Source organism: Pirellulaceae bacterium, from assembly GCA_019636385.1.
Lineage (GTDB): Bacteria > Planctomycetota > Planctomycetia > Pirellulales > Pirellulaceae > Aureliella.
In genome coordinates this window covers 468,515-490,855 of record JAHBXT010000003.1, presented here as the reverse complement: position 1 = coordinate 490,855, position 22,341 = coordinate 468,515, and the positions used below count along the sequence as shown (strand labels likewise).

The 22,341-nt window shown below is 55.5% G+C and carries 20 protein-coding genes; 13 read left to right on the top strand and 7 right to left on the bottom strand.

Features of this window, described 5'->3' with window-relative positions:
* Positions 1–166: 166 nt before the first annotated feature.
* From KF752_12665 to pheT, 5 genes are all read left to right on the top strand, one after another.
* Positions 167–781, top strand: coding sequence for a sugar phosphate isomerase/epimerase (locus KF752_12665; GenBank protein MBX3422397.1), 615 nt, complete (start codon positions 167–169; stop codon positions 779–781).
* A gap of 273 nt (positions 782–1,054) precedes the next feature.
* Positions 1,055–1,261 (top strand): 50S ribosomal protein L35, encoded by a 207-nt coding sequence (rpmI, locus tag KF752_12660; protein MBX3422396.1) that lies wholly within the window; start codon positions 1,055–1,057, stop codon positions 1,259–1,261.
* A 165-nt stretch (positions 1,262–1,426) separates the two neighbouring features.
* Complete coding sequence (gene rplT / locus KF752_12655) at positions 1,427–1,783, top strand: 50S ribosomal protein L20 (protein MBX3422395.1); 357 nt, start codon at positions 1,427–1,429, stop codon at positions 1,781–1,783.
* Between the two features lie 50 nt (positions 1,784–1,833).
* On the top strand, positions 1,834–2,901 hold the full coding sequence (gene pheS, locus KF752_12650) for a phenylalanine--tRNA ligase subunit alpha (GenBank protein ID MBX3422394.1): 1,068 nt from the start codon (positions 1,834–1,836) through the stop codon (positions 2,899–2,901).
* 158 nt (positions 2,902–3,059) lie between these two features.
* Positions 3,060–5,093, top strand: coding sequence for a phenylalanine--tRNA ligase subunit beta (gene pheT / locus KF752_12645; protein MBX3422393.1), 2,034 nt, complete (start codon positions 3,060–3,062; stop codon positions 5,091–5,093).
* Between the two features lie 104 nt (positions 5,094–5,197).
* Here pheT and KF752_12640 read toward each other — a convergent pair whose 3' ends face one another.
* On the bottom strand, positions 5,198–6,937 hold the full coding sequence (locus KF752_12640; GenBank protein MBX3422392.1) for a tetratricopeptide repeat protein: 1,740 nt from the start codon (positions 6,935–6,937) through the stop codon (positions 5,198–5,200).
* Between the two features lie 149 nt (positions 6,938–7,086).
* Between KF752_12640 and KF752_12635 the strand changes: the two genes are divergently transcribed.
* The 4 genes from KF752_12635 to KF752_12620 all read left to right on the top strand — a co-directional run bounded on the left by KF752_12635 (position 7,087) and on the right by KF752_12620 (position 10,839).
* Positions 7,087–7,608 carry a histidine phosphatase family protein gene (locus KF752_12635; protein MBX3422391.1) on the top strand — a complete coding sequence of 174 codons (522 nt, stop codon included), beginning with the start codon at positions 7,087–7,089 and terminating at the stop codon, positions 7,606–7,608.
* 450 nt (positions 7,609–8,058) lie between these two features.
* Entirely contained in the window at positions 8,059–8,499 is a 441-nt protein-coding gene (locus KF752_12630; protein MBX3422390.1) for a DUF2203 domain-containing protein, read from the top strand.
* Positions 8,500–8,638: 139 nt separating this feature from the next.
* Entirely contained in the window at positions 8,639–9,214 is a 576-nt protein-coding gene (locus KF752_12625; GenBank protein MBX3422389.1) for a sigma-70 family RNA polymerase sigma factor, read from the top strand.
* On the top strand, positions 9,211–10,839 hold the full coding sequence (locus KF752_12620; protein ID MBX3422388.1) for a zf-HC2 domain-containing protein: 1,629 nt from the start codon (positions 9,211–9,213) through the stop codon (positions 10,837–10,839). The genes KF752_12625 and KF752_12620 overlap by 4 nt, the downstream gene beginning before the upstream one ends.
* Positions 10,840–11,066: 227 nt before the next feature.
* Here the strand turns inward: KF752_12620 and KF752_12615 are convergent, their stop codons facing one another.
* Positions 11,067–12,509: a tetratricopeptide repeat protein gene (locus KF752_12615; GenBank protein ID MBX3422387.1), complete on the bottom strand. Its 1,443-nt coding sequence runs from the start codon at positions 12,507–12,509 to the stop codon at positions 11,067–11,069.
* Between the two features lie 133 nt (positions 12,510–12,642).
* Positions 12,643–12,816, bottom strand: coding sequence for a hypothetical protein (locus KF752_12610; protein ID MBX3422386.1), 174 nt, complete (start codon positions 12,814–12,816; stop codon positions 12,643–12,645).
* Between the two features lie 55 nt (positions 12,817–12,871).
* On the opposite strand from KF752_12610, the gene KF752_12605 reads away from it, so the two are divergent.
* From KF752_12605 to KF752_12595, 3 genes are all read left to right on the top strand, one after another.
* Positions 12,872–14,521 (top strand): acyl-CoA dehydrogenase family protein, encoded by a 1,650-nt coding sequence (locus tag KF752_12605; protein ID MBX3422385.1) that lies wholly within the window; start codon positions 12,872–12,874, stop codon positions 14,519–14,521.
* A gap of 405 nt (positions 14,522–14,926) precedes the next feature.
* Positions 14,927–15,133, top strand: a complete 207-nt coding sequence (locus KF752_12600) for a helix-turn-helix domain-containing protein (protein ID MBX3422384.1) — start codon at positions 14,927–14,929, stop codon at positions 15,131–15,133.
* A 30-nt stretch (positions 15,134–15,163) separates the two neighbouring features.
* Complete coding sequence (locus KF752_12595; protein ID MBX3422383.1) at positions 15,164–15,706, top strand: SAM-dependent DNA methyltransferase; 543 nt, start codon at positions 15,164–15,166, stop codon at positions 15,704–15,706.
* A 349-nt stretch (positions 15,707–16,055) separates the two neighbouring features.
* Here the strand turns inward: KF752_12595 and hemB are convergent, their stop codons facing one another.
* The 4 genes from hemB to KF752_12575 all read right to left on the bottom strand — a co-directional run bounded on the left by hemB (position 16,056) and on the right by KF752_12575 (position 19,800).
* The gene (hemB, locus tag KF752_12590) at positions 16,056–17,072 is read right to left on the bottom strand and encodes a porphobilinogen synthase (GenBank protein ID MBX3422382.1); all 1,017 of its coding nucleotides are present in this window, start codon (positions 17,070–17,072) and stop codon (positions 16,056–16,058) included.
* A 167-nt stretch (positions 17,073–17,239) separates the two neighbouring features.
* Complete coding sequence (locus tag KF752_12585) at positions 17,240–17,716, bottom strand: hypothetical protein (protein ID MBX3422381.1); 477 nt, start codon at positions 17,714–17,716, stop codon at positions 17,240–17,242.
* Positions 17,713–19,047 carry a prepilin peptidase gene (locus KF752_12580; protein MBX3422380.1) on the bottom strand — a complete coding sequence of 445 codons (1,335 nt, stop codon included), beginning with the start codon at positions 19,045–19,047 and terminating at the stop codon, positions 17,713–17,715. The genes KF752_12585 and KF752_12580 overlap by 4 nt, the downstream gene beginning before the upstream one ends.
* Positions 19,048–19,275: 228 nt before the next feature.
* A complete protein-coding gene (locus KF752_12575) occupies positions 19,276–19,800 on the bottom strand; it encodes a shikimate kinase (protein ID MBX3422379.1) in 525 nt (174 codons plus the stop codon).
* 138 nt (positions 19,801–19,938) lie between these two features.
* On the opposite strand from KF752_12575, the gene KF752_12570 reads away from it, so the two are divergent.
* Positions 19,939–22,338, top strand: coding sequence for a PSD1 domain-containing protein (locus tag KF752_12570; protein ID MBX3422378.1), 2,400 nt, complete (start codon positions 19,939–19,941; stop codon positions 22,336–22,338).
* Positions 22,339–22,341: the final 3 nt, after the last annotated feature.

Here is a 22,341-nt window from a genome sequence, read left to right as displayed (position 1 = left end):
AGATAATTGGATCCCCAGGAGTTGTGGGCAAGTGTATATAGCAGCATCAACGGATTGTTGGCCCGATCAGCCTTTGCAAGATGTGGCCGATTGGCTGGCCGATTTGGAGTTTTCGCATATCGAAATCTCGCTGCGCGAGAACGGTTCGTCGCTGTCACCCAGTCGCATCGACGCTGAGTTTGATAAAGCGGTGTTTTTGGCTCAACGCAGTCACCGGCTTGAGGTCTGTAGCTATGATGTGCATATCGAAGCAACTGGACCCGAGTATTTCGAGCAATTCTCAGCGATTTGCCGATTAGGGAAGGCTACCAAGGTGGTTACACTGACGATTCCGTCGGTGGAACTGGGTACGCCCTTCAACGAAGAAGTCGGGCGTTTACAGCGGATGGTCGAGATCGCGGAAAATGAAGGTGTGCGCGTAGCCATGAAAAGTCACGTGGGGCACCTGACCGAAGACCCCGATACGGCCAAGATGCTATGCGACACCATTAAGGGCTTGGGGGTGACAATGGACCCCAGTCACTATCTGTGCAGTCCACATGCCCACAAGAGCCTCGACAAACTCATGCCCTATGTCTTTCACACCCACCTTCGTGATTCGACCAAAAACAAGCTTCAAGTCCGTGTAGGGCAGGGCGAGATCGAGTATGGTCGATTGGTCACGCAGCTGAGCCAAGTGGGCTACACTCACGCCTTGAGTATCCAAATAGCCCCCATGCCAGATGTCGATCAACGAGGCGAGCTTAGAAAGCTGCGACTTTTGTTGGAAACGTTGCTGTAAAACCAGCAGGGCCGTGCGCTTGCCGTGGCCAGACGGTTTTTCAGTTGAGTATCGCGCGTCTGCTGATATTGGGCTGCTGGCATGTTGCGATCCGGCAGCAGGCTAGTCGCGTCCCGTTTCAGTAGGCCTTGTGGGGGATTTTGGCCTCCGGTACACTGTCTGCCTTGCGGTCAGGATTCAAACATCACCCCCAATTTGGGCCTGGAAGTTCGTAAGATCGGACCTGTCAGGCGACTTTGGTTGTTGGAATATTTTTGACGAAGTGAAAGTCCAATCATGCACAAGATGAAGACCCACAAGGCAACGAAGAAGAGATTTCGTGTCACAGCCAAGGGCAAAGTGAAACATCGCGGAGCTGGTACCAGTCACTTAGCTGTTCGCGTTAGCAAGAAGCGGCGGCGCAATCTGCGAGGCACGCGTGTTACTGCAGATGCTTCGACAAGAGCGGTTCTGGATTGCTTGCGAGGAAATAGTTACTGACCTGCGCTCGGGGCGCAGCCGTCTGAAATACGAAATGAACTGCGGCAGTTTTTAGTCAAGTTACCTGGGTTTCAACGCTAACGCATAAGCGAGCCGCCGACTTGCCCGACACGGTCAGGGCAATGCATAGCGACCTGAGGTATACAATTTTTCAAGGATTCTCCGATGAGAACCAGAAAAGGTGCGGCGCGGACACAAGCCAAGAAACGGCTTCTCAAACGCGCCAAGGGTTACGTTAGTGGTCGTCGCAAGCTGTTGCGATCTCGAAAAGAGACACTGCTACGTGCTGGTGCATTCGCTTATCGCGATCGTCGCGTCCGACGCCGTCAGTTCCGCCAACTGTGGATCATTCGGCTGAGCGCCGCATGCCAAGAGCATGGCATGCGTTACAGCCAATTCATCCACGGCTTAACGTTGGCGAGCATAACCCTGGACCGCAAGCAGCTTTCCGAAATGGCGATTAACGATCCGGCCGGTTTTTCCAGCGTCGTTGAGAAAGTCAAAGCTGCTTTGGCCGCCTAGGATTCCTTGGCTGGCTACCATTGAATCTAGCTACCATTGGAAATCGCAAAGTGGATTTAGCACAGTTCGTCCAGCAGCTTGAATTGCTGGCCACGCAGGCCGAGCAAGCGTTTGCGGCGGCAGCCGATCGTGATGCCTTCGAGGCGGCGCGGGTCGAGTTCGCCGGGGCGCGTAGCGGCAAGCTCAAGGCAATTCAAAAAGAACTGGGCGGACTGGCCACTGCCGACAAGCCGGCTGGTGGTAAATGCCTGAATGATGCCAAGGCGCGCATTGAGTCGGCATTGGATAGTGCTTCGCAGCGGTTCGCCTCAGGTGCCGCGTGTGGATCGTTTGTCGTGGGTGGCGGCGGGTCGATAGCGGCACGGGGTCCGATATTGGACCCCACGTTACCTGGGCTGCAACGACACCTTGGGACGACGCATCCGATCACCCAGACGATCCAGCATCTGCAAGAGATCATGGGGCGGCTGGGGTTTTCGCCTGTCGAAGGCCCCGAGGTTGAAGACTCATGGCATAACTTCATCGCCCTGAACATCCCCGAAGATCATCCGGCCCGTGATCCTCTGGACAACTTCTACCTGTCGGTAGCCGGACGGAGCGTGGATGCCAGTGCCGAGTCAGCTCGATTATTGCGGAGCCAAACCAGCACGGTACAAATTCGGGTCATGGAGCAATCGCGGCCGCCGATTCGCGTCATTTCGCTCGGGCGTGTGTACCGTCCCGACGAGGCAGACCGGACGCATTTTCCGATGTTTCATCAGATGGAGGGACTGTGGGTCGATCGTGGCGTCACGATGGCTCATCTCAAAAGTGTATTGCGGATGTTTGCCACCAGCTACTTAGGCAAGGATGTGCACATTCGCTTTCGCCCCAGTTTTTTTCCATTTACCGAGCCAAGCGTAGAAGTGGATTATCTGTGGAATGACAGTTGGGTCGAGTTCGGCGGTGCCGGGATGGTCGATCCTAATGTGCTAACCACAGTCGGCTATGATCCAGAAGAGGTCACCGGATTGGCGTTTGGACTGGGCGTCGAACGGCTATGTATGCGGCGTCACGGCGTGGAAGATATTCGCGACCTGTTTCGGGGTGACCTGCGATTCTTGCATCAGTTTTCGTGACGTAAATCGGACCTCCAGCGACTGGGGGGTGCAAGCCGAACTATTGGTGGCCCCAGTCCGATGAAGGGTTTTCACAACTTTTGGTGAAGTAGCAGATCCTCTAGATTTGGCTTGCCTGTCCCACCCTACGAAACCTTGAACTAACGAGATTTTTGGCGATGCTTGTAAGCTGGCAATGGTTGAATGATTATGTCGATCTGTCCGGAATCACAGCGGATGATTTGGCCAGTCGTTTTGCCATGTCTGGACTGAATCACGAGCAAACGCTGGCGGTTGGCAAAGACACGGTGATTGACTTGGAGGTAACCAGCAATCGCGGCGATTGCCTGGGACACATCGGCGTGGCCCGCGAGGCGGCCGTGTTGCTGGATCGCAGTTTGCGCGTGCCTGAGCCTCAGCCGCTTGGTGGCTTAACGTCCTGTCGTCTGTCAATTCGAATCGAAAATGAATTTCCCGAGGCGTGTACTCGTTACATTGCACGCGTGATTCGTGGCGTCCAGATCGGCCCCAGCCCCAGTTGGTTGGTGCAGCGTTTGGAGGCCATTGGCGTCAAGAGCGTCAACAACGTCGTGGATATTACGAACTATGTGATGTTCGAATGCGGCCAGCCATTACACGCTTTTGATTTGAAGCAAATCCGAGGTGGAAAGATCGTCGTTCGACCGGCCAGTCCCGGGGAACAATTCATCGCCATCGACCATCGTACCTACAGCCTGGACCAGACAATGGTGGTGATTGCAGACGCTCAGCGGCCAGTGGCTCTGGGGGGTATCATGGGAGGAGCCGAAAGTGAGATTTCGTCCCAAACCACTGATCTGTTGATTGAGGCCGCATTGTTTCAGCCGTTGGCGATTCGCCGTGCGGCTCGCCAGTTGAAGCTTCACAGCCCCTCGTCGTTCCGGTTCGAGCGGCGGCCTGATCCCATGGGGACCGATTGGGCTAGCCGACGTTGCTGCGAGCTGATTTTGCAGATTGCCGGAGGCAGCTTGGAATCAGACAGCGTTTCTACTGGCCAAGCCCCGAGTACTCCTGCGGCCATTCGATTGCGCCTGAATCAGATTCCGCGATTGCTGGGGATTGAAATTGATCGTAGTCGGGTTGCGAGCATCTTGTCGGCTCTTGGGTGTCGAATTGCGCAGCAGAGCGATAGCAGTGATGGAGAACTGTTAGTTACAGCGCCTAGTTGGCGCGGAGACGTATCGCGCGAAGTGGACTTGATCGAAGAAATCGCCAGAATTCATGGCTATGATCGCATACCTGAGGACGCGCAAGTTCCCATGTCAGTAGCTCAGCCACGTCCGAAGGATTTGGCGGTGGTTAAGATTCGCCATGTACTGAGCGCCTATGGTATTGACGAGGCCATGACGCCCAGCGTGGTGCAGGACCGGCTGGAATCACACGGCAGCCCGTGGACAGACCAAGCTCCGCTCGCGACCGAAACACCGCTTTTGGAGGGCGCACGGATGTTGCGGCGTAGTCTGCTACCCAGCCTACTGGCCGCGCGGCAGGCGAATCAGGCTCAGTCTATTCGCAATGCTCAGTTGTATGAAATCGCCAATATAGTCTTGCCCGACCCAAACCCTGGTCACTTGCCTCGCGAACTGCCTGCACTAGGCTTGGTAACGGCTGGTGACTTGCGACAAATCAAGGGTATTGTGGAAGCTATCTTGGATAATTTGGGCGGTGGACAACGTACCATCTGGGCAACTGCCGACCATCCCATGTTTGCGCCGGGTACCTTGCAGCGATTGGAGTTGGATGGGCAATTGCTGGGCTGGTTAGGACTGGTAAGCGCTGCCATGCTCAAGGCTCATGACTTGGACGGTGCTTGCGCGGCTGCCGAGCTGGATGTTGGCGGCCTGGTGAATTGTTTAGTTGAAGTGCGTCGAGCGGTGCCGTACAGCCTGTTCCCAGCCATCGAGCGTGATCTGAATTTTATCGTCGACGAAGCGCTGCGCTGGGATGATCTGCAACGGACCTGCCGCAGCCAGGGTGGAAATCATTTGCAGCGAGTGACCTATAGGGAAACGTATCGCGACAGCAAGAAAGACGGAGCGGACAAGAAGCGAGTGCTGTTGTCGTTGAGCTTTCAGGACATGCAGCGCACGCTGACCGGTGAAGAGGTCGATAGTGCCGTAGCCAGCGTTGTTGCGGCCTGTGGCCAACAATACGGAGCCAAGCTGTTAGGTTAGTGGCATTCCGTCAAATCGAAAAACTCAATAGCTTCCGTGACGACAATGTAAAAACGGTCTACCGGCCTGGCGATCCATGTACTGGCGAACGAAACTAAATTGAATTAGGTATCGATAGCTTCGGCAGCGGACAGCGGCTTCTTGTTTTCTTCAGTAGATTGCTCTTCGCGCCACGGTTTGTTCTGTTGGTAGGATTCCAGCTCCTTCTCTAACTGGTCGATCTGATCGTGCTTGGATTCGCGCCCCAATTCGACTGCTTTGCTAGCCCACTGTCGAGCGTTTTCGAAGTCGCCTGTTTCCGCGTAGGCGGCAGCCAGTGTGCTCAGGATGTGCGCTTCTTTGTATTCAGTGGCCTCACAGGCCTTGAGGGCTAACTCAAGCGACTCTGCTCCATTGCGGAGATCATCTTTAGGCGATGTTGATAGCAGCCAGGAAAGGTTGTTGTAGAGCCCACTCAGCTCAAGCATCAGGTCCTTGACGTCGCCTTTTAGATTCGGATCGTCCTTAGAAGCCTCCGCGATGCGCACCGCCCGACGATAGTCCTCAGCAGCTTCATGGTGCTGGCTGATGGCCAGCTTGGCGTCACCGCGCGTTCGCATGGCGCGCCACTCTTTATTGTTCTCGGCCAGCAGTTGGTCTAATAACTGGATAGCCAGTCGGGGCCGGTTGTCCAACTGGTAGAACGACGCCAATTGCATAATCCAACCGAGATTACTGGGATTATGTCGAACCAACATTTCCATGTCTTTGATGGCATCTGCATATCGCTTCTGTCGCGCTGACACATGGGCACGCAACAAGACGCCAAGCGAAGAGTCTGGTTCGATGAGTAACGAATCGCTGACATCGCGACTGGCCTTATCGATCTGTTCCTGGCCGAAGTAGATTTGACCTCGGAATAGCAGAGCTTCGAAATCTCGCGGATTGAGTTCAATCGCTTTTGAAAAATCAGAGATCGCCTCGTCGTTACGATCGCGGCTCATTTCCAATCTGCCGCGCCAACGATAGTAGTCCCCGTTTTCGGGCTGTTTTTCGATGCGTTTGGACAGTATCTCGTGCACCTCATCCAGCCGCCCCATTTCGATCAATGTCTCGACGACAACTTGAAATGCGAAGTCGTTGCTTTCGTCGTCAGCCAGCAGTTTTTCGGCATCTTGGCGTGCCTCCTCGAATTTGCGCGACGCTAGTTGCAGAGCGATCTTGGCCTGCCAGGCGTCTTTGTTGGTCGGGTCCAATTCGAGAGCCTTTGAAATATCGGCAATTTTGTCGTCGTTACTCGAACGCAAGCCAGCCCGCAACAGGTAGGCAGCAGATTGATCGACTGGTTTATCTTGCAGTGCTTCGATAGCCAAATTCATGTGATTCAGTGCCCGATCTCGGCTGCCGCCAGGCAACGTCTCTAATCGGGCCAGCAGCATGTGCGCTTCGGCTAGTTTATCGTTGTAGGAAATGGCCTTTTCCAGATCAGCTCGCATATTCATAGTCAAATTGCGCAGCGCGCTGGCGTTGTTGACGACCTTGGGCAGTTGCTGCAGCAAGAGCTGCGCCCGTTGTAACGATGAAGCGGCGATCATACCCTTGGCCAATTGGGTACTGACTTCGTCCAGCCCAGCCTCCAGCGCCTGTTCGCACAATTCGACCACTTTGGCCAAGTCCGCTTGGCTATTGGCGTTCAACTTGCGAGCCGTGGCTTCGTCCAGCTTGGCTTGGCCGGCATCCTGAGCCGTAGCCAGCCCTGCAGTTAAGGAAGCAGCCATCATCAGCGTTAGTAGGCCAAGACCTGCGCGTCGCGCAGCGCTTTCCAGGCCAAGTGTGCTACTCAACCATCCAAGTGCATGGCCCATCGATTATCTCCCTGAAATTCGCGTGGTTCTGGTCTTCGGCCGATTGAAGCCGCTTGCTGTTGCAGTACTATCCTACGCTGCCTACCGGAAAAGAAGAATACCAGCCCCCCGGCATTCTCCAGCCCTCACCAGACTCCTTGAGCCGCCACATGCAGCCACGAATCGTCATCTTAATGCGTCATGCCAAGAGTGACTGGAAGAGCGGTGTCACTAGCGATCACGATCGACCGTTGAACTCGCGTGGACGTCGCGCCGCCGGGCAGATGGGAAGACACCTAGAGAAACTGCAGATTACAGTGGATGCCGTGCTGGCCAGCACGGCTTGTCGAGTACGGCAGACGCTCGAATTGATGCGACAAGAGTGGCAGCGCCTCGATCCTGAGATCGTATACTGTCAAGGACTCTATCTGGCGACTCCCGGTCAGATTCTGAGACAGATTTCACAAGCCGACGAATGTTGGCAGCACCTGCTGGTGATAGGACATAACCCTGGAATGGAGGACTTGGCAAGCTCTCTGGCGGGTAGGCCGATCGAGTTTCCGACGGCCTGCGCGGCTCTCTTCGAGGTGACTGTGAACCGGTGGCAAGATATTCTGTCGCTACCTGGCGATCAGGTTAGGTCTAAGTGGATCTTCAAGCATGCCTATCGCCCCAAGGAGTTGGACGAGTAACGGCTTCAACTAGCCTATTCAGTCACTTTGGTCTGGATTTTGCTGCCAGGATTTTGGCCCGACGGAAAGAAATATCTGATTCCAGGGAAACGTGCAAGCCTTTTGTTAGCAACGACTTGCGAAAATCCACTGCCGCAGCTGCTTAGTTCTGGGCACCCCACAGACTGCCAAAACTACTTGTGGGATTATGATGTTTGTAAAGAATGTTTGCCGATGAACAGACCCAGGCGCTTGCCTGGTGCGTACAGGTACTATAGGTAGTGTTTCCTAGTTGAGCTACGAATTGGGAACTTTTGCCTTAAACAGCTTGTCACACCAGCTAGCTAAAGCAATTGCGGAAACCGTCACTCGTTGGCGCTTTCTTAGTGTTGCTATGCGCTTGCAGATGCTAAGGTTGAATTAGGATTGCCGGTCACGGATCGAACAGGACGAATTAGTAGAGTCCACGCGATGATCAACGACATGACCTCACCGCAAACCATTACCAAGCGATTTACGCTTGACCAGGCGACCGCGATGTTGCCTTTGGTCCGGTCGATCGTTTCGGACATCTGCGGCGTTTTTCGTGACGTTACCTCGCGCCGCGTCGAACTTCATCGTCTACTGCGCAAAGGCAGCCGTGGCGCAGGTCGAATGTACGACGACGAAATGGCCGAAAGCCGCGCGGATCTGCAGGCCCAATATGATCAAATCTGGCGATATCGCGAGGAACTAGAGTCTCTAGGAATATTCCTGCGCCAGCCCGAGAACGGCCTGATTGAATTTCCAACCCAGATTAATTCCCAGGAGGCCTTCTATAGCTGGCAGCTTGGTGAGACCAATGTCTGCTACTATCGACTCGCGTCTGAGCCGCAAAACGCACGCTGGCCGGTATCTTTAGACCAGAATTAGCGACCGGCGCTTGTTAGCCAGCTGTTACACTTAGGTATCGCCTGTCAAAACTATTGCGCTTCATGTAGCGTTCTATTGGGAACTGCCCAAGCCAGGCGATCGTCTACCACCTCTAGCGCCAATTCAGTCAACACCACGGATGCCGAGCGACCAGGAAATTATCGACGCCGTTCTAGCTGGCGACGCGGACCAGTTCGACGAATTAGTCAGCCGGTACCAGCGGCGACTGCTAGGATTGTTATGGCACGCCTGCGGAGATCGGGAACTGGCCGAAGATATCGGCCAAGAAGCCTTTTTTCGAGCCTACCGAAAGCTTGGGTTGTTCGCTGGTCAGTGCCAGTTTTTCACATGGCTATCGCGGATCGGACTGAATCTGATGTTCAGCTATCGTCGCCATCGTCGTGTGGAAAGCCAGCTTGGTCGAGTAGGCTATGATGCCGTGATTGACCGGTTAGGAACCGACGGTGCTAGTAGCGAAGCAATCGAGTTGTCGGAAACGCAAACCGTTGTTCGCCAGGCGCTGGAACTGTTAGACGAACAGCGACGGGTCATCCTGCTGCTTAGGGACTTTGAGGATATGGATTACGATACAATCTCGCAAATCCTCAAGATACCGATAGGCACCGTACGCAGCCGGTTACACCGTGCCAGAATGGAATTGAAGCAGATTCTCCAGCAGCGTTCCGCGCAACTTGGCATATCGGAGGATCCATGAATCACATTCGAATTCTTCCGCAAGGTTTTCCTGAAGACTGGCTAACGGCCTATCTGGATCGGCAGCTTAGCCGCGAACAAAGCCAAAAGGTCGAACAGGCTCTAGCATCCTCCCCTGAACTCGCGGAACTCTTGAAGGAGCTGAAGGCCGGCCGTGCGATGGTCGGACAATTGCCGCAATTTCCGCAGCCATCTGCCGCCATAAGTCCCACAGCCCAACCCATGAACTCGGCAGAAGATGCTCCGAGCAACTTTCGGACTTTCGCCTCAGAACTGGATGACGGCTTGGAGGGAGCGGCAGACGCACAACCACTCCGCGATGCGCTTTCAATCACACCAATGCAATCCGACCGCCCAGAGAGTCACTTATCGGTCGAGAGTCTTGATGCCGCATCACAGCCTGAACCTGAGACTAAGACCGATACTCCAGGACAGCTGGAGGCTGGCAATCAAAACACTGCCGCGCAAGCTCAGTCTGATAACCCAGTAGAACAAGAAATCGTGGGAGAACAGCCTCAAGACGATTTTGTCGAGGTTAACCAAGACCCATGCGCCGAAGAGATGTTCGCAGTGGCTCATCTCGATATCGCAACTCACCGTCCACCGTCCGATTTTACTAGCGGCACACTTATCACTCGGCGCTGGCCGTTGACAATCGCCGCTAGCTTGATTGGCATTTCGATTATCGTCGGTGGGCTGTTGATGATATCCCGTCCGCGAAACGGTATTGAACTGGCCAAACAAGAATCATCGGCTGCCCGTGAGTCGGAATTGCGGGCTGCAGAAACTTCGATGGCGCAGGCGGATGTTGCTTTCGATGCGACACCATCGAACAATACCGCGCGGGTGTTAGCAGCTGACAGCGCACTAAGGGCACCGGTCCCGATGTCAGCAGGCTCTGAAACACCTTCTGCTACAAGCAAATTAGCACGCCCGCAAGCAGACCACAAAATTCTCAATACTCCTGCTCCTGGTTTTGGGGACGCTCTAGCGTACTCTGAGCTTGCCGACATCGCCGCTGAATCCAACGCTAACCGGTACTCGAAAATGCTGGATGCGACTGCTGAGGCACTGGCACCGCCAGCGCAGGCCGCGCCACAAACCATTGCTCAATCTAATCAGGACCAAAGCCAGACATCAAATGAGACATCACAAGTCGATGACAGGAGCCGAGTTGGCAATCGAGCTCGTCGCGGAAACGCGACCTGGCACCGTTCAGCTAACTGGAGTGAAAGTTCCGTTGCCTCGCAAATTCAGTCAAACGATGTGCTGACACCGCTTCGGCGGCAGTTAAGCTCTCCACCTCAAAACCCCGCCTTCGCGGAAGCGGATAACACCCCAGCGAATACGCAATCAAAAGCAAGCGATGAGGCTGTTCCCATCGCAGTTCTAGCGGTCCCCAATTCGCAGCAACGAGTACTAGCGACTTGGGCTGAAAGCGTCCAGTTACAACCCGGCGTCACAGAGCAGGCGGATGTTGCCAGTCGCGTGCTGTTTTTGACTAACCAGGAATTGCAGCGATTACTCGACAGTCAACCCGAATTATCAGCGCAGCTTTTCTGGATTACGCCAACGCAAGCTGCTCAACCCACAGAACAGCGCATTTTGATCATTAACCAACAGTGACTCCACCGAGCGGATTTACATCCTTTGGCGGGCCGGTAGCGAGCATGGTGTTCTTGCAGGGTGGGTCAAGGTAGTCGCAGCAACACAACCGCGAAATGCGTGACCCTATTCAACCATCATCACGTGGCCAACAACCCGCCACCCAAAGCCGGCACTGACGGCGACCTCCGGTGATCGCAGTCGCACTGCTTGGCCGCACTACATTCCGCCAAGGAACAACTACGATATCATTTTCCAGTCAGTTCGCGATTTACCTGTGCTCGCTGAGGAAATAGACCGCGAGTGTTCGCGGCGGCCGCCAGCAGCCTGTGGCTATCGTCAAACTTGCCTTGCTTGGCGAGCAGGCGTGCCAGATAGTAGGCGGTCTGCGCAGACATTTGTCCGCGTGACGCCAATGGCTGTAGCAAGGTAGCTGCAGGACCCAGTTCACCAGAATGCGTTTTAACCCACGCCAACGTGGCTATTGTGGCCTCAGATGCTGGGGAACGCTTGCTGTTGGACTCCGCTAATTCGGCTGCCCGCTTCAGTTTGTCGGCATCGCCACTTTCCACCAAAACTTGTGCTAATTGGTCACTGAAGTCCAGATCGTCCGGATGCACCGCCATCGCTTCAGTCAACAACTGTTCTGCGGTTGAATAATCTTGCAGATAACGGGCCGCCAGACAGCGCAATAAGGTAACGTTGCGATCCAATTTGTGCGGCTCTGAGAGTGTTTGATACAGTGCAATTGCTTCCTGCGGTCGATCCGACAACAGCAGCCAGTGCATGTAGCTTGACCCGGCCGAAAGTTCATCGGGATGCTCTTTCAAGGCCAGTTCCATCCAACTGTCGATGCGCACCACATGTTCCCTATCACGGACCCAATCGGTATTGGCTTCCAGAACCTGTGCGATGGTTAATTCGGGTAATGGCAGATTGGGGTGATTTTGGCGAGCCTGTTTGAGAAGTTCGTAGCTACCCTTCAGGTCTCCAGCCAACACCTTCGTGCGTCCGGCACGCAACATAGCATATCCCTGCCCTGGCAGTAACTCATAGAGTTTGAGAAACAACTGCTCGCTCTCCGACCACTGCTGCCTACGTTCGGCGACTTCCGCCCGTAGCTCGGTCAGGCTAGGCAGTGCAAACTTGGTGCGAGCCTCAGGCAGCTTGCCCCGATCCACTAACCGCTGAGCGTACAGCGACTGCAGCCACGCATCGCTGAATCGCCCAGTCTTCATGGCGATGATCCCCAAGGCCACGTGAGCTTCGGCATCTTCTTGATTCTTGAGCACGTATTCTTCTAACATCTGAGTCGCATCGGCAATTTGATTGTTTGTAATCAGCAGCTTACCGAGGAAAACTTCTACTGCCGGCAAGCTGGAGCTAGTCGCCGCCAATTCGTCATAACCCTTCCTAAAATTCTGTATGTCGCCAATTTCAAGCGAACGAAGCGACGTCCCAAGTTTCGCAATGTCTTCTTCAGGCAATTCCCTGGCCACTAACTCGGATAGGCGATTCTGACGTTCGGTGTTTCGGGGGCCCTCTTGGGTAATTAGATCGCCAGTGACACGGGACGCTGCGCACCAGCATGCGATCCAAACCAAGAAGCGAACAATGCTCCGTGAGCACACAACCCCCTGGCGTGTCGTGCGTTTACAGACCGACCACGGCCCGTCGTTAGAGCGACTCATCACAGATTCTCCTTGGCTACGCTATCAATTAGGAATCGCGGCTGGCCCCGCGATATTCTTACATACACACAAACGCACTGGCCGACTACCAAACTACGTCCCGCTGTCATACGCTTCAGCCTATAATCGTAATCTAGCCCATGGCCACCGCAACGCACCCCACGCATACTTGCAACCGCTCACGAAGACCTTGGATAACGGCTTTCAGTGTAGAGCCATTGTCGCCAATGGCTTGATATCCTTGACGAGGTCGATCGATCTTGGTTCCGAAAATTATCGGGGCCATGGTTGTAAGTGACGGCAGCATGAACGGCTGCATAAACGCGAACACTCACCTTCCACCTTCTGCGACTTGCTCAATCATGACTCCAAGTGCCCTAGAATCCTCGTTTACCACGCATCAGGTTACCAATCAGTCACCAGTTTTCGGAGGGCACAATGCCTACGCAGATGATCCATTGATACGACACCTGACCAGCGACCTTTCAACCGCCGTGCGGCAGCAGCTGGATGCCCACGGCCAATGGGCGGGGCAGCACGACACTCTGGAACTTGCGCGACTGGCCAATCGGCATCTGCCGCAATTGAAGTCATTTGATACCAAAGGGCATCGCATCGACCAAGTTGAATTCCATCCCGCATGGCATGAGCTGATGCGGTGCAGTATCCAACAGGGGATGCACTGCTCGGTATGGCAGGATACACCAGCCGAAGTTGGCCAGCGTCATTTGGCACGAGCCACTCGTTACTATTTAACAGCCGGCGTTGAAATGGGCCACTTGTGTCCGATCACCATGACGAATGCCTGTGTGGCAGCGCTCAATGAGAGCCCCGAAATTGCACAGCAATGGCTGCCTCAAATCACCTGTCGCCACTATGATCCCTCCAATCGGCCTGCTAGCACCAAGCAGCAAGTCATATTGGGTATGGGCATGACCGAGAAGCAGGGGGGAACCGACGTTCGCGCCAATACCACGCGAGCCGAGCCGACCAGCGATGGTTGGTGGCGCATAGTTGGGCACAAATGGTTTATGTCCGTGCCCCAGTCCGATGCTTTTCTTATCTTAGGCCAGACGGCGGACGGACTGAGTTGTTTCCTGTTGCCTCGACTGCTGCCCGATGGCAGCGACAACGGCTTGCGATTTCAACGCCTGAAGGACAAGCTCGGCAACCGCTCGAATGCTTCCTCGGAAGTCGAGTTCCATGGTAGCCTTTCTCAGCTTGTGGGCCAACCGGGTAAGGGCGTGCAAACCATTATCGAAATGGTGACACTCACGAGGTTGGATTGTGCAGTGGCCACCGCAGGACTGCTGCGCGCCTCGCTGTGGGAGGCCGTCGAGCACTGTCGCCATCGCGAGGTACTTGGTAAGCGGCTGATCGCCCAACCGCTGATGCGGCGTGTGCTGGCTGACATGGCTTTGGATTTGGCTGCCGCCACCGCCTTGGCCTTGCGTTTGGCTCGTGCCTACGATCGCGCAACCCACGATGCTGCAGCGGCAAACTTTTCTCGTTTAATGACTCCCGTAATCAAATACTGGACCTGTAAGATCGCTCCAGGTCTGGTGTACGAAGCCATGGAGTGCCTGGGAGGCAACGGCTACGTAGAGGAGGGAAACCTTGCGAGACACTATCGCGAGGCACCTCTGAACGCCATCTGGGAAGGCTCAGGCAACGTCATGTGTCTGGATGTCATACGCGTGCTCAGCAAGGACCGCGATGCAATTGAAGAAGTTTTAGTCGAATTGCAGAATCACCTGGATACTCAACAACAAGCCGATGCTTTGAATCCGGTGCGAACTGCAGCCAAGCTGGTAGCCGATGATCCGGGCGGCTGCCGAGTACTGACCGAACGCCTAGCTTTGGCTGCTGCAGCCGCAGAATTCAATCGAGTTGGTCTGCCAGAACTCGCACAAGCTTTCATCGACAGCCGCCTTTGCGGCCCGTGGCGCAGTACCTACGGCATGATCGACGGTTGTTTTGAAGACGCCATCCTATCGGCAACTTTCATTTGACATTGGCCTTGGTAATGGTCATTGTTGCTTAAGATCGCCTGCCCTGGTTGATGCACGGCGTTCGCGCCATGCCCATCTGAACCCAAATACCCTTGCTTTGCAGCGTTGGTCGATGCGACCTCGTGCGCGTTGTGGTGGCGATTGGTGGGGTGCGTTCTACTTGCGCCGGGCCAGCGTTTGGTCTCCTAGTGTTTGGGTTTCGAATTCGTCTGAATGACGACACACATGGAGCCATGGGTTTCGGGACAGCTCAAGCGTTCGCTGACCACAATTCGGCTGAAATTTCCACGATTTCGGACCGGTGGCCAGAATTGGCCATGAATGGCGGGGTGGTGTCCCAACCGTGCAGGGTTTAATAGACTGGGACCCTGGCGAATTCACGCGATTATAAGGGGGACGTATCCCATGACCAAATTGACCGAATACCTACACACGGCCGCAGCAGCGGAATACCTGGGTGTTGCTCAAAACACAATTCGAAAATGGGCAGCTCGTGGCGACATTCCGATGCATCGAAACCCGGCCAACGGCTATCGCTTGTTCAAGAAGTCGGACTTGGACAAGTTTTTGAAGCAGGCGGCTAAACCGGTGAAACCAACCAAGGCGAAGTAGCTATTTCGAACAAGCAATCAAAGGCAACCTATGGCAAAGCGAACAACGACCAACGGCAGTTCCGCCAACATCGGCTTTGAATCCGAATTATGGCGGGCAGCCGATGCGCTGCGATCCAACATGGATGCGGCGGAGTACAAACACATCGTACTTGGGTTGCTGTTTTTGAAGTACATCTCGGATGCCTTCGAGGAGCAGCACGCCAAACTGGAAGCCGACCAAGCCAACGGTGCTGATCCGGAAGACCCCGACGAGTATCGTGCGGTGAATATCTTCTGGGTGCCCAAGGAAGCTCGTTGGTCGAAGCTCAAGGCCGAAGCGAAGCAAGCGACAATCGGCAAGACGGTTGATGACGCCATGTTGGCCATCGAGCGAGACAACCCGTCGCTCAAAGGCGTGCTGCCCAAAGAGTACTCGCGTCCTGGGCTCGACAAGCAGCGGTTGGGACAACTGATCGACATGGTTGGCAACATCGGCCTGGGAGACAAAGCCAATCGTTCAAAAGACATTCTTGGTCGCGTGTACGAATACTTTTTGTCGCAGCATTCCCAGGCCGTTGGCCTGGGCTGGTAGAACCGGCCTTTCAGGCCGAACGACGGTCTACGCAAACCCATACCCGGAAATGACTTCTGAATGTCGGTGGTCAAAACCGATCCGCAACTCGCCGTCTTGGCAGTTACCCATCGAGTTCCAATGTCGGCGTGGCATGTTGGTGGCTAGTACCGCTTGTTTTCAAGGGTCTGCGGCAACCGCGTGCCATGCCGGCGGCGTTCATGTGTGAAATGCCGGTCTGAGAATATCTCTCGCTCGGATGCAGGGCTCGCGAAGTTCGACTGGCTTGTTTCCCTGGCGGGCATTGCTTCGTAGCTTGATCGTGATTCCATAGGCCGTCATAGCTTTGCCGGTCGAAATATTTTCGTCATCACCCTAGCTTCCGCAGCTCTAACGCCGCCTCGCGCGCAAAATAGCTCAAAATCATATCGGCTCCCGCTCGGCGGAATGCCCACAGGCTTTCAATCATGCAGGCACTGCGATCCAGCCAGCCGTTGGCAGCGGCCGCGCACAACATCGCGTATTCGCCGCTGACCTGATACACGGCGGTCGGTACTTGAAACTCTGCCTTGATCCTGTGAACAATATCCAAATAAGGCATACCGGGCTTGACCATCACAATATCAGCGCCTTCGCCAAGATCCAACGCAACTTCGTGCAATGCTTCTTGGGTGGCTGACGGTGACATTTGGTAGGTTTTCTTGTCGGCCGCTCCCAGGTTGCCTTTGGACCCCACTGCGTCACGAAACGGCCCATAGAAGGCCGACGCGTATTTGGCAGCGTAACTCATGATGCACACGTTTTTAAAGCCTTGTTCGTCCAACGCTTGACGAATGACTCCCACCCGACCATCCATCATGTCGGACGGCGCAATCACACTGGCTCCGGCAGCCGCTTGCACGACCGCCTGCTGTTGCAACACCTCCAATGTTTCATCATTCAGAATCACGCCGTCACGCAACAATCCGTCTTGGCCATGGCTGGTGTAGGGATCCAAAGCCACATCACACACGATGCCAATCGAGTCCCCAAATCGCAGGCGCATGGCCCGCGCCGCCGTACATATCAGGTTGTCGGAATTAAGTGCTTCGCAACCGTCATGAGTTTTCAGCTCGGATGGTGTCACTGGAAATAGCGCCACGGCGGGGATGCCCAGTTCGATGGCGTGTTGCACATCGTCCAGCAACAGGTCGACCGACTTACGCGAAACCCCCGGCAAACTGGCGACAGGCTGTTCCTGCCCTCGTCCTGGCAATACAAACAACGGCCAAATCAGATTATTGGGCCCCAACGAAGTCTCTTGGACTAATGCTCGTGACCACGGATGTTGCCTCAGGCGACGCAGTCGAGTAGCAGGAAAACTGCCACGAGCTGATTGAAAGGTCATGGGATACTTCCGATTGAAGGAATTGAACACTAGCATCCACGGTAGGCCGGCGCGGGGCCAATTGCACTCCGCCGCACCTTTTACCGTAAATTACTGACCATATGGAGGGGGAAGTCTCAGGCTAGTCTGCGGCCCCGTGTGTCCCTCCCCACAACGCCTACGGACGACTAGTCATTGTCGGTGGATAACCGTCCGCGCCAATAGGCTGGTATTGCCGGATAGACGCCGTAAAAACGTTTGATGTAGTGCCGGCCTGGCCAGCCGCTGCAGTGCGGCTGCCAGCCCCAACGCCGCATCAAGCGGTCGGAAATTCGATCGTTGGTTACATGGCAAACGATGGCGTCTGCGCCGCGAATTCGTGCCTGCTCGTCTAGCCCCAGCAGGGCGACGTACACTGTGCTCAACGATGTGCGCGCGCTTGAGCGCAGGTAGCTGAGCGACAGAAATTTTCCAGTCCCATGCGGCTGATGAAAATACAACTCACAACGATCACCCCAGCCGGGGCGCCAGCGTCGGTCCAACATGGCTTGCAAGCAATTGCCGCGATAGGGCCACCACCTGATCTGGACGCATTGCAGACTTCCGTCCTGGCTGATGATCCGACCGCATCGCCAACGGTGATTGTTCAAAGCCTTGGTACTCATTTCGGCTTACGCGTTGCGAACACCGCTCGTTTGATCAACTGCCAGACCCACAGGATGATTCCGATTAACAGGACGCAAACGACGATAGCGGCCCAAATAGGGCCAACTCCAATGGCAAAGATCGGAGCCGCCCAGCCGATCCAAATGCTCTGCCATCCGACAGCCAGCACAACTACTGCCGCGCACAGATAGGGACCATAGGGTGTGGCAGTGTCACCCGTCAGCATCCAGCGAGCCATCACAAACACCAACGCAACCACTGGTGCCAAGAAGAATACAATCAAGCTGGGTTGCCATCCGATGTACGCCCCGATCATGGCCATCAGCGTAACATCGCCAAAGCCTAACGCTTCAGCACCGAAGCCGCGGCTGGCAGACACACGCACTGCCCACGTTACGCCACCGGCCACCGCAAGCCCGATCAGGCTGCTCATCAGAAATGGCCAACGGGCAACATGTGCCAGCCAGCACCAAGTCACCAGGCCCATCAAACCGCCAGTTGTCAGCAGTACGGTGGCCAGGAGTACTCGATTGCGAATTAACCGCGCTACGAAATAGACCACCGCCCTGTACATTCCACGTCGAAGAATGACTCGCCGATCCAGCAGGGCAAACCCCCAGACGGCCACAATGCCCATGGCCGTCAACCAGCCTTGCCAACCGCTGATCCACAGTGGCGCAGAGTCCGGCCAAGCGGCGTCCAGTTCAACGACACCATCAACGCCAGCGACTCCCCACTGGACAGTTAATGGTAGCCAAACCGGCGACAGGGCGGCACCCATCAAACCAATTACGGTTCCCGGCAGGGTCACGTAGTCCGGAATCGACTGCTCGTCGAAGTCAATAAACGTAGCGATCGTCATCAGGGTCAGCAGTACCCAGTGGCCAACGAACTGCCAATGCATCTGCGTTGCCAAAGGCAGCAAAAACCTGGCCGCGCCCGGTGGAAGCGCACAACCGGTTACCTGAAAACGGTAATACCAGGCCAGCGCGATCGGATACAGCAGCTCAACTAACATCGGTCGGACCCAATACAGCTTTCCATGCACTGCCGATTCGCTGCGCAGTCGCCACCAGCCGATGGCTGGTAGATGATCCAACCATGACCGAGCGCGCCAGTGCAGTTTCCGCCCGGGCGTTTGCTTTTTTCTGGCCTGGCGAGGTCGCGACTGAGCTTCAATGAATTGTTGCGCAGGACTCCAGGGGCCAAGCTGCCGGGGAAAGTAGGCCCAGGTGTAGATCGCCCAATTGATAAATCGCGCGCTTGCGATACCAAGTAGCGCCACGACCAGCACACGCAAGGCTAGCGGTAGATCCACGAAGTTTTGCACTAGGGATTCCCCACGCGCGCTCAACGGCGCGGCAACGCGACAACGGTGAAGTGGTGGTGTGCAGTCCGGTGCAACACCATGCATTCACGGGTGAAACGTCCGTGCAAAATACGGGGTTCATTCCATTGATGAAGATTGGCCCGCAGAGTTCAGCGATTGCCGGCGCAGAAGCTCAAGTACTTCCGCACGCGCTAGCCAGCGCATTTTCCTGGGGAGGTCGGACGCACGTTAAGCTAACGAGCGCAGCCAGACTACGATATCTTCGACTATCTCATCGGGCGAGCGCCCGGTGGTACAAACAGTCAATTCTGCCAGCGACTGGTAAATCGGTCGGCGTTGGGCCAGAACTTCCGCGACTTCCTCAAGACCGCCGCGATCGGTTAAATCGGGACGACGTAGCACGGTAGAAGAATCGGCACAAATGCGCGTGTACAGTTGTTCCACTGAGGCATCCAGCCATACACAATGACCGGTCTGGCGTATGACCTGTTGATTGGCAGGGCGTAGGACGGCACCGCCACCCAATGCCACCACCAGGGGCTCGGCCGATTCTGCTACTTGCCGGATCGCAGTTTGCTCCAAGTCGCGAAATGCTTGCTCGCCTTGAGTCGCAAAAATGTGGCGAATCGTGTCACCGGCCGCCGACTCGATCCAGTCGTCGGTGTCCACCATGTGCCTATCCAGGGCCTGTGACAACAGTTTGGCCGTGGTCGTCTTGCCCGAACCGCGATATCCCATCAAATAGGTATGCATGCCACTTGTTATCCTTGGTGATCCAGATTGTCGACTACTACAGTCGCCAGGGTCACGATTATAATGACGCTGTCCGGCGCACGGGGCGTCAATCCGGCATTCGCTGACCGACTCGTTGAACAGAATTAGACCTTTCCAATGACACGCCGCTGTTTGCTGCTGCTCGCTTTCGCATGGGGACCGGGTTGGACCTGCGCCGAAGATGTGAATTTTGCTAGCCAAATTCAGCCCCTACTGGCGCGGCGCTGCTACGCGTGCCATGGTCCAGAGCAGCAGCAATCGGGCTTGCGATTCGACCAACGCGAATCGCTGTTAGCAACCCCAGATAGTGGCGACACGGTCGTTGACCCAGGAAACCCCGATGGCAGTTCGCTGATCCTCCGCATCACAAGTGATGACCTGTCCAATCGCATGCCTCCCGAGGGCAATGCGCTCACCGACACTGAAGTTGCGCTGTTGCGCAATTGGATTGCTCAGGGTGCGCCTTACGAGCGGCACTGGGCATTTCAACCAATTACGCAGCCGATTCCGCCAATTGTCCAGCGTTTGGAATCAATATCTATACCCATCGACCTATTTGTGCAGAGCCGCCTCGAAAAGGCTGGTATTGGCTGGAGCGATCCGGCTGAGCCGGCGGTGCTGGTACGTCGAGCCTTCATGGATGTGGTGGGGCTGCCTCCTTCGCCGGAAGTGGTCGCCAGGTGGACAGGGGCCTGGAGCGACGAGACCTACCAACAATTGGTGGAAGACCTGCTGGCCAGCCCGGCGATGGGTGAGCGCTGGGCGCGTATGTGGTTGGATGTCGTGCGATATGCCGAATCAAATAGTTTTGAGCGTGACAACCCCAAGCCCAATGCCTGGAAGTATCGCGACTGGGTGATCCGGTCCTTCAACAGCGATAAGCCCTACGACCGCTTTGTCCGCGAACAGATTGCCGGTGATGAACTAGACGAAGTCAATTTGGAGACATTGACTGCTACCGGATACTATCGGCTAGGAATCTGGGACGACGAGCCAGCCGATCCACTGCAAGCGCAATTTGACGAGTACGATGACTTAGTCAGCACCACCAGCCAAGCCTTCCTGGGACTGACGATGGGATGTGCACGCTGCCACGATCACAAAATCGATCCGTTGACCCAGCGGGACTATTATTCGATGGTGGCTTTCATGCGCGATGTCACCTCATACGGCACGCGATCTGACCAGGAATCGAACAATCAACTCGACCTGCGACCCGACATCGTGGAAGAACACAAACGGGCGCAATCGAAGGTCAATCGCCTCAAGCGACGCCTGGAAAAAATGGAGCAAGCCGCCATTGAGAAGATGCCCGCGCCCGATCAACGCGCCACTGAGGGCCCAGAGCGCGAGGCGGTGCTCAACGCCAAGCTTAAGGACTTCATGGATGGCGATACCTGGCAGGCGTACAGTCAACAGAAACAAGAACTCGTTGCAGCACAACATGAGCTGAATGCCTTACCTCCGCGCATTACCACACTGGGGCTCGCGCGATTGGAGTCCCGTCCGCCTGCGACTTTCGTGCTGCACCGCGGCAGTCCCCACAGTCATGGGGCTGAAGTTTCGCCAGCCTTCCCTGAGCTGCTGGGCGGAGGCAACCCCGAGATATCACCAGCAGGCGAGGACGCGCGTTCTGCAGGACGGCGACGCGTCTTGGCGGAATGGCTGGCAGCCGAAGACAACTGGTTAACAGCCCGCGTCATCGTCAACCGAATTTGGCAGCATTATTTTGGCCGTGGCATTGTGCGTAGCCCAAACAACTTTGGATTGATGGGCCATCCGCCAACACACCCCGAACTCGTGGATTTTCTAGCCACCGAGCTGATCCGCAATGACTGGAGCCTCAAGCATGTGCATCGCCAAATCCTGCTTTCGGCTACCTATCGCCGGAGCACACAGAACTTGGATGCTGCTGTGGCTGCTGATCCAGAGAATAATCTATTCTGGCGTCAAAACCTGCGTCGCCTGAGTGCGGAACAGTTGCGTGATGCGATCTTGACGACGACCGGTCAACTCAACCTAGCCCAGGCTGGACCACCAATGTATCCCGAGTTGTCGGCGGAAGTGTTGGCCAGTCAGTCGCAGCCTGGCCGGAATTGGGAAAGATCTTCGGCCAGTGAGCAAGCGCGACGCAGCGTCTACATCCACGTAAAACGCTCGCTACCAGTGCCGTTGCTGAGCGTATTTGACTTTCCAGAAACGGACGTTGCTTGCGAGGCTCGATTTTTAACCGTTCAGCCCGGTCAGGCGCTCTCATTGCTCAACAGCCACTGGATGCAACAGCAATCGTTGGCGCTTCTGGGCCGCCTGGAACGCGAGGTTGGACAGGACTTGCAGCGCCAGGCCGAACGATGCTTGGAATTGGTTCAAGGTGTCCCCGGCACGCCAGAAGATGTAGGTAGCCTGCTCCGACTGGTGGATCATCTGCAACATCAACTGCACCTAGACGACACCGAAGCACGGCGGCGCATGTGCTTAGTAGCTCTCAATCTGAACTCTTTTTTGTATCTTGAATAGGAA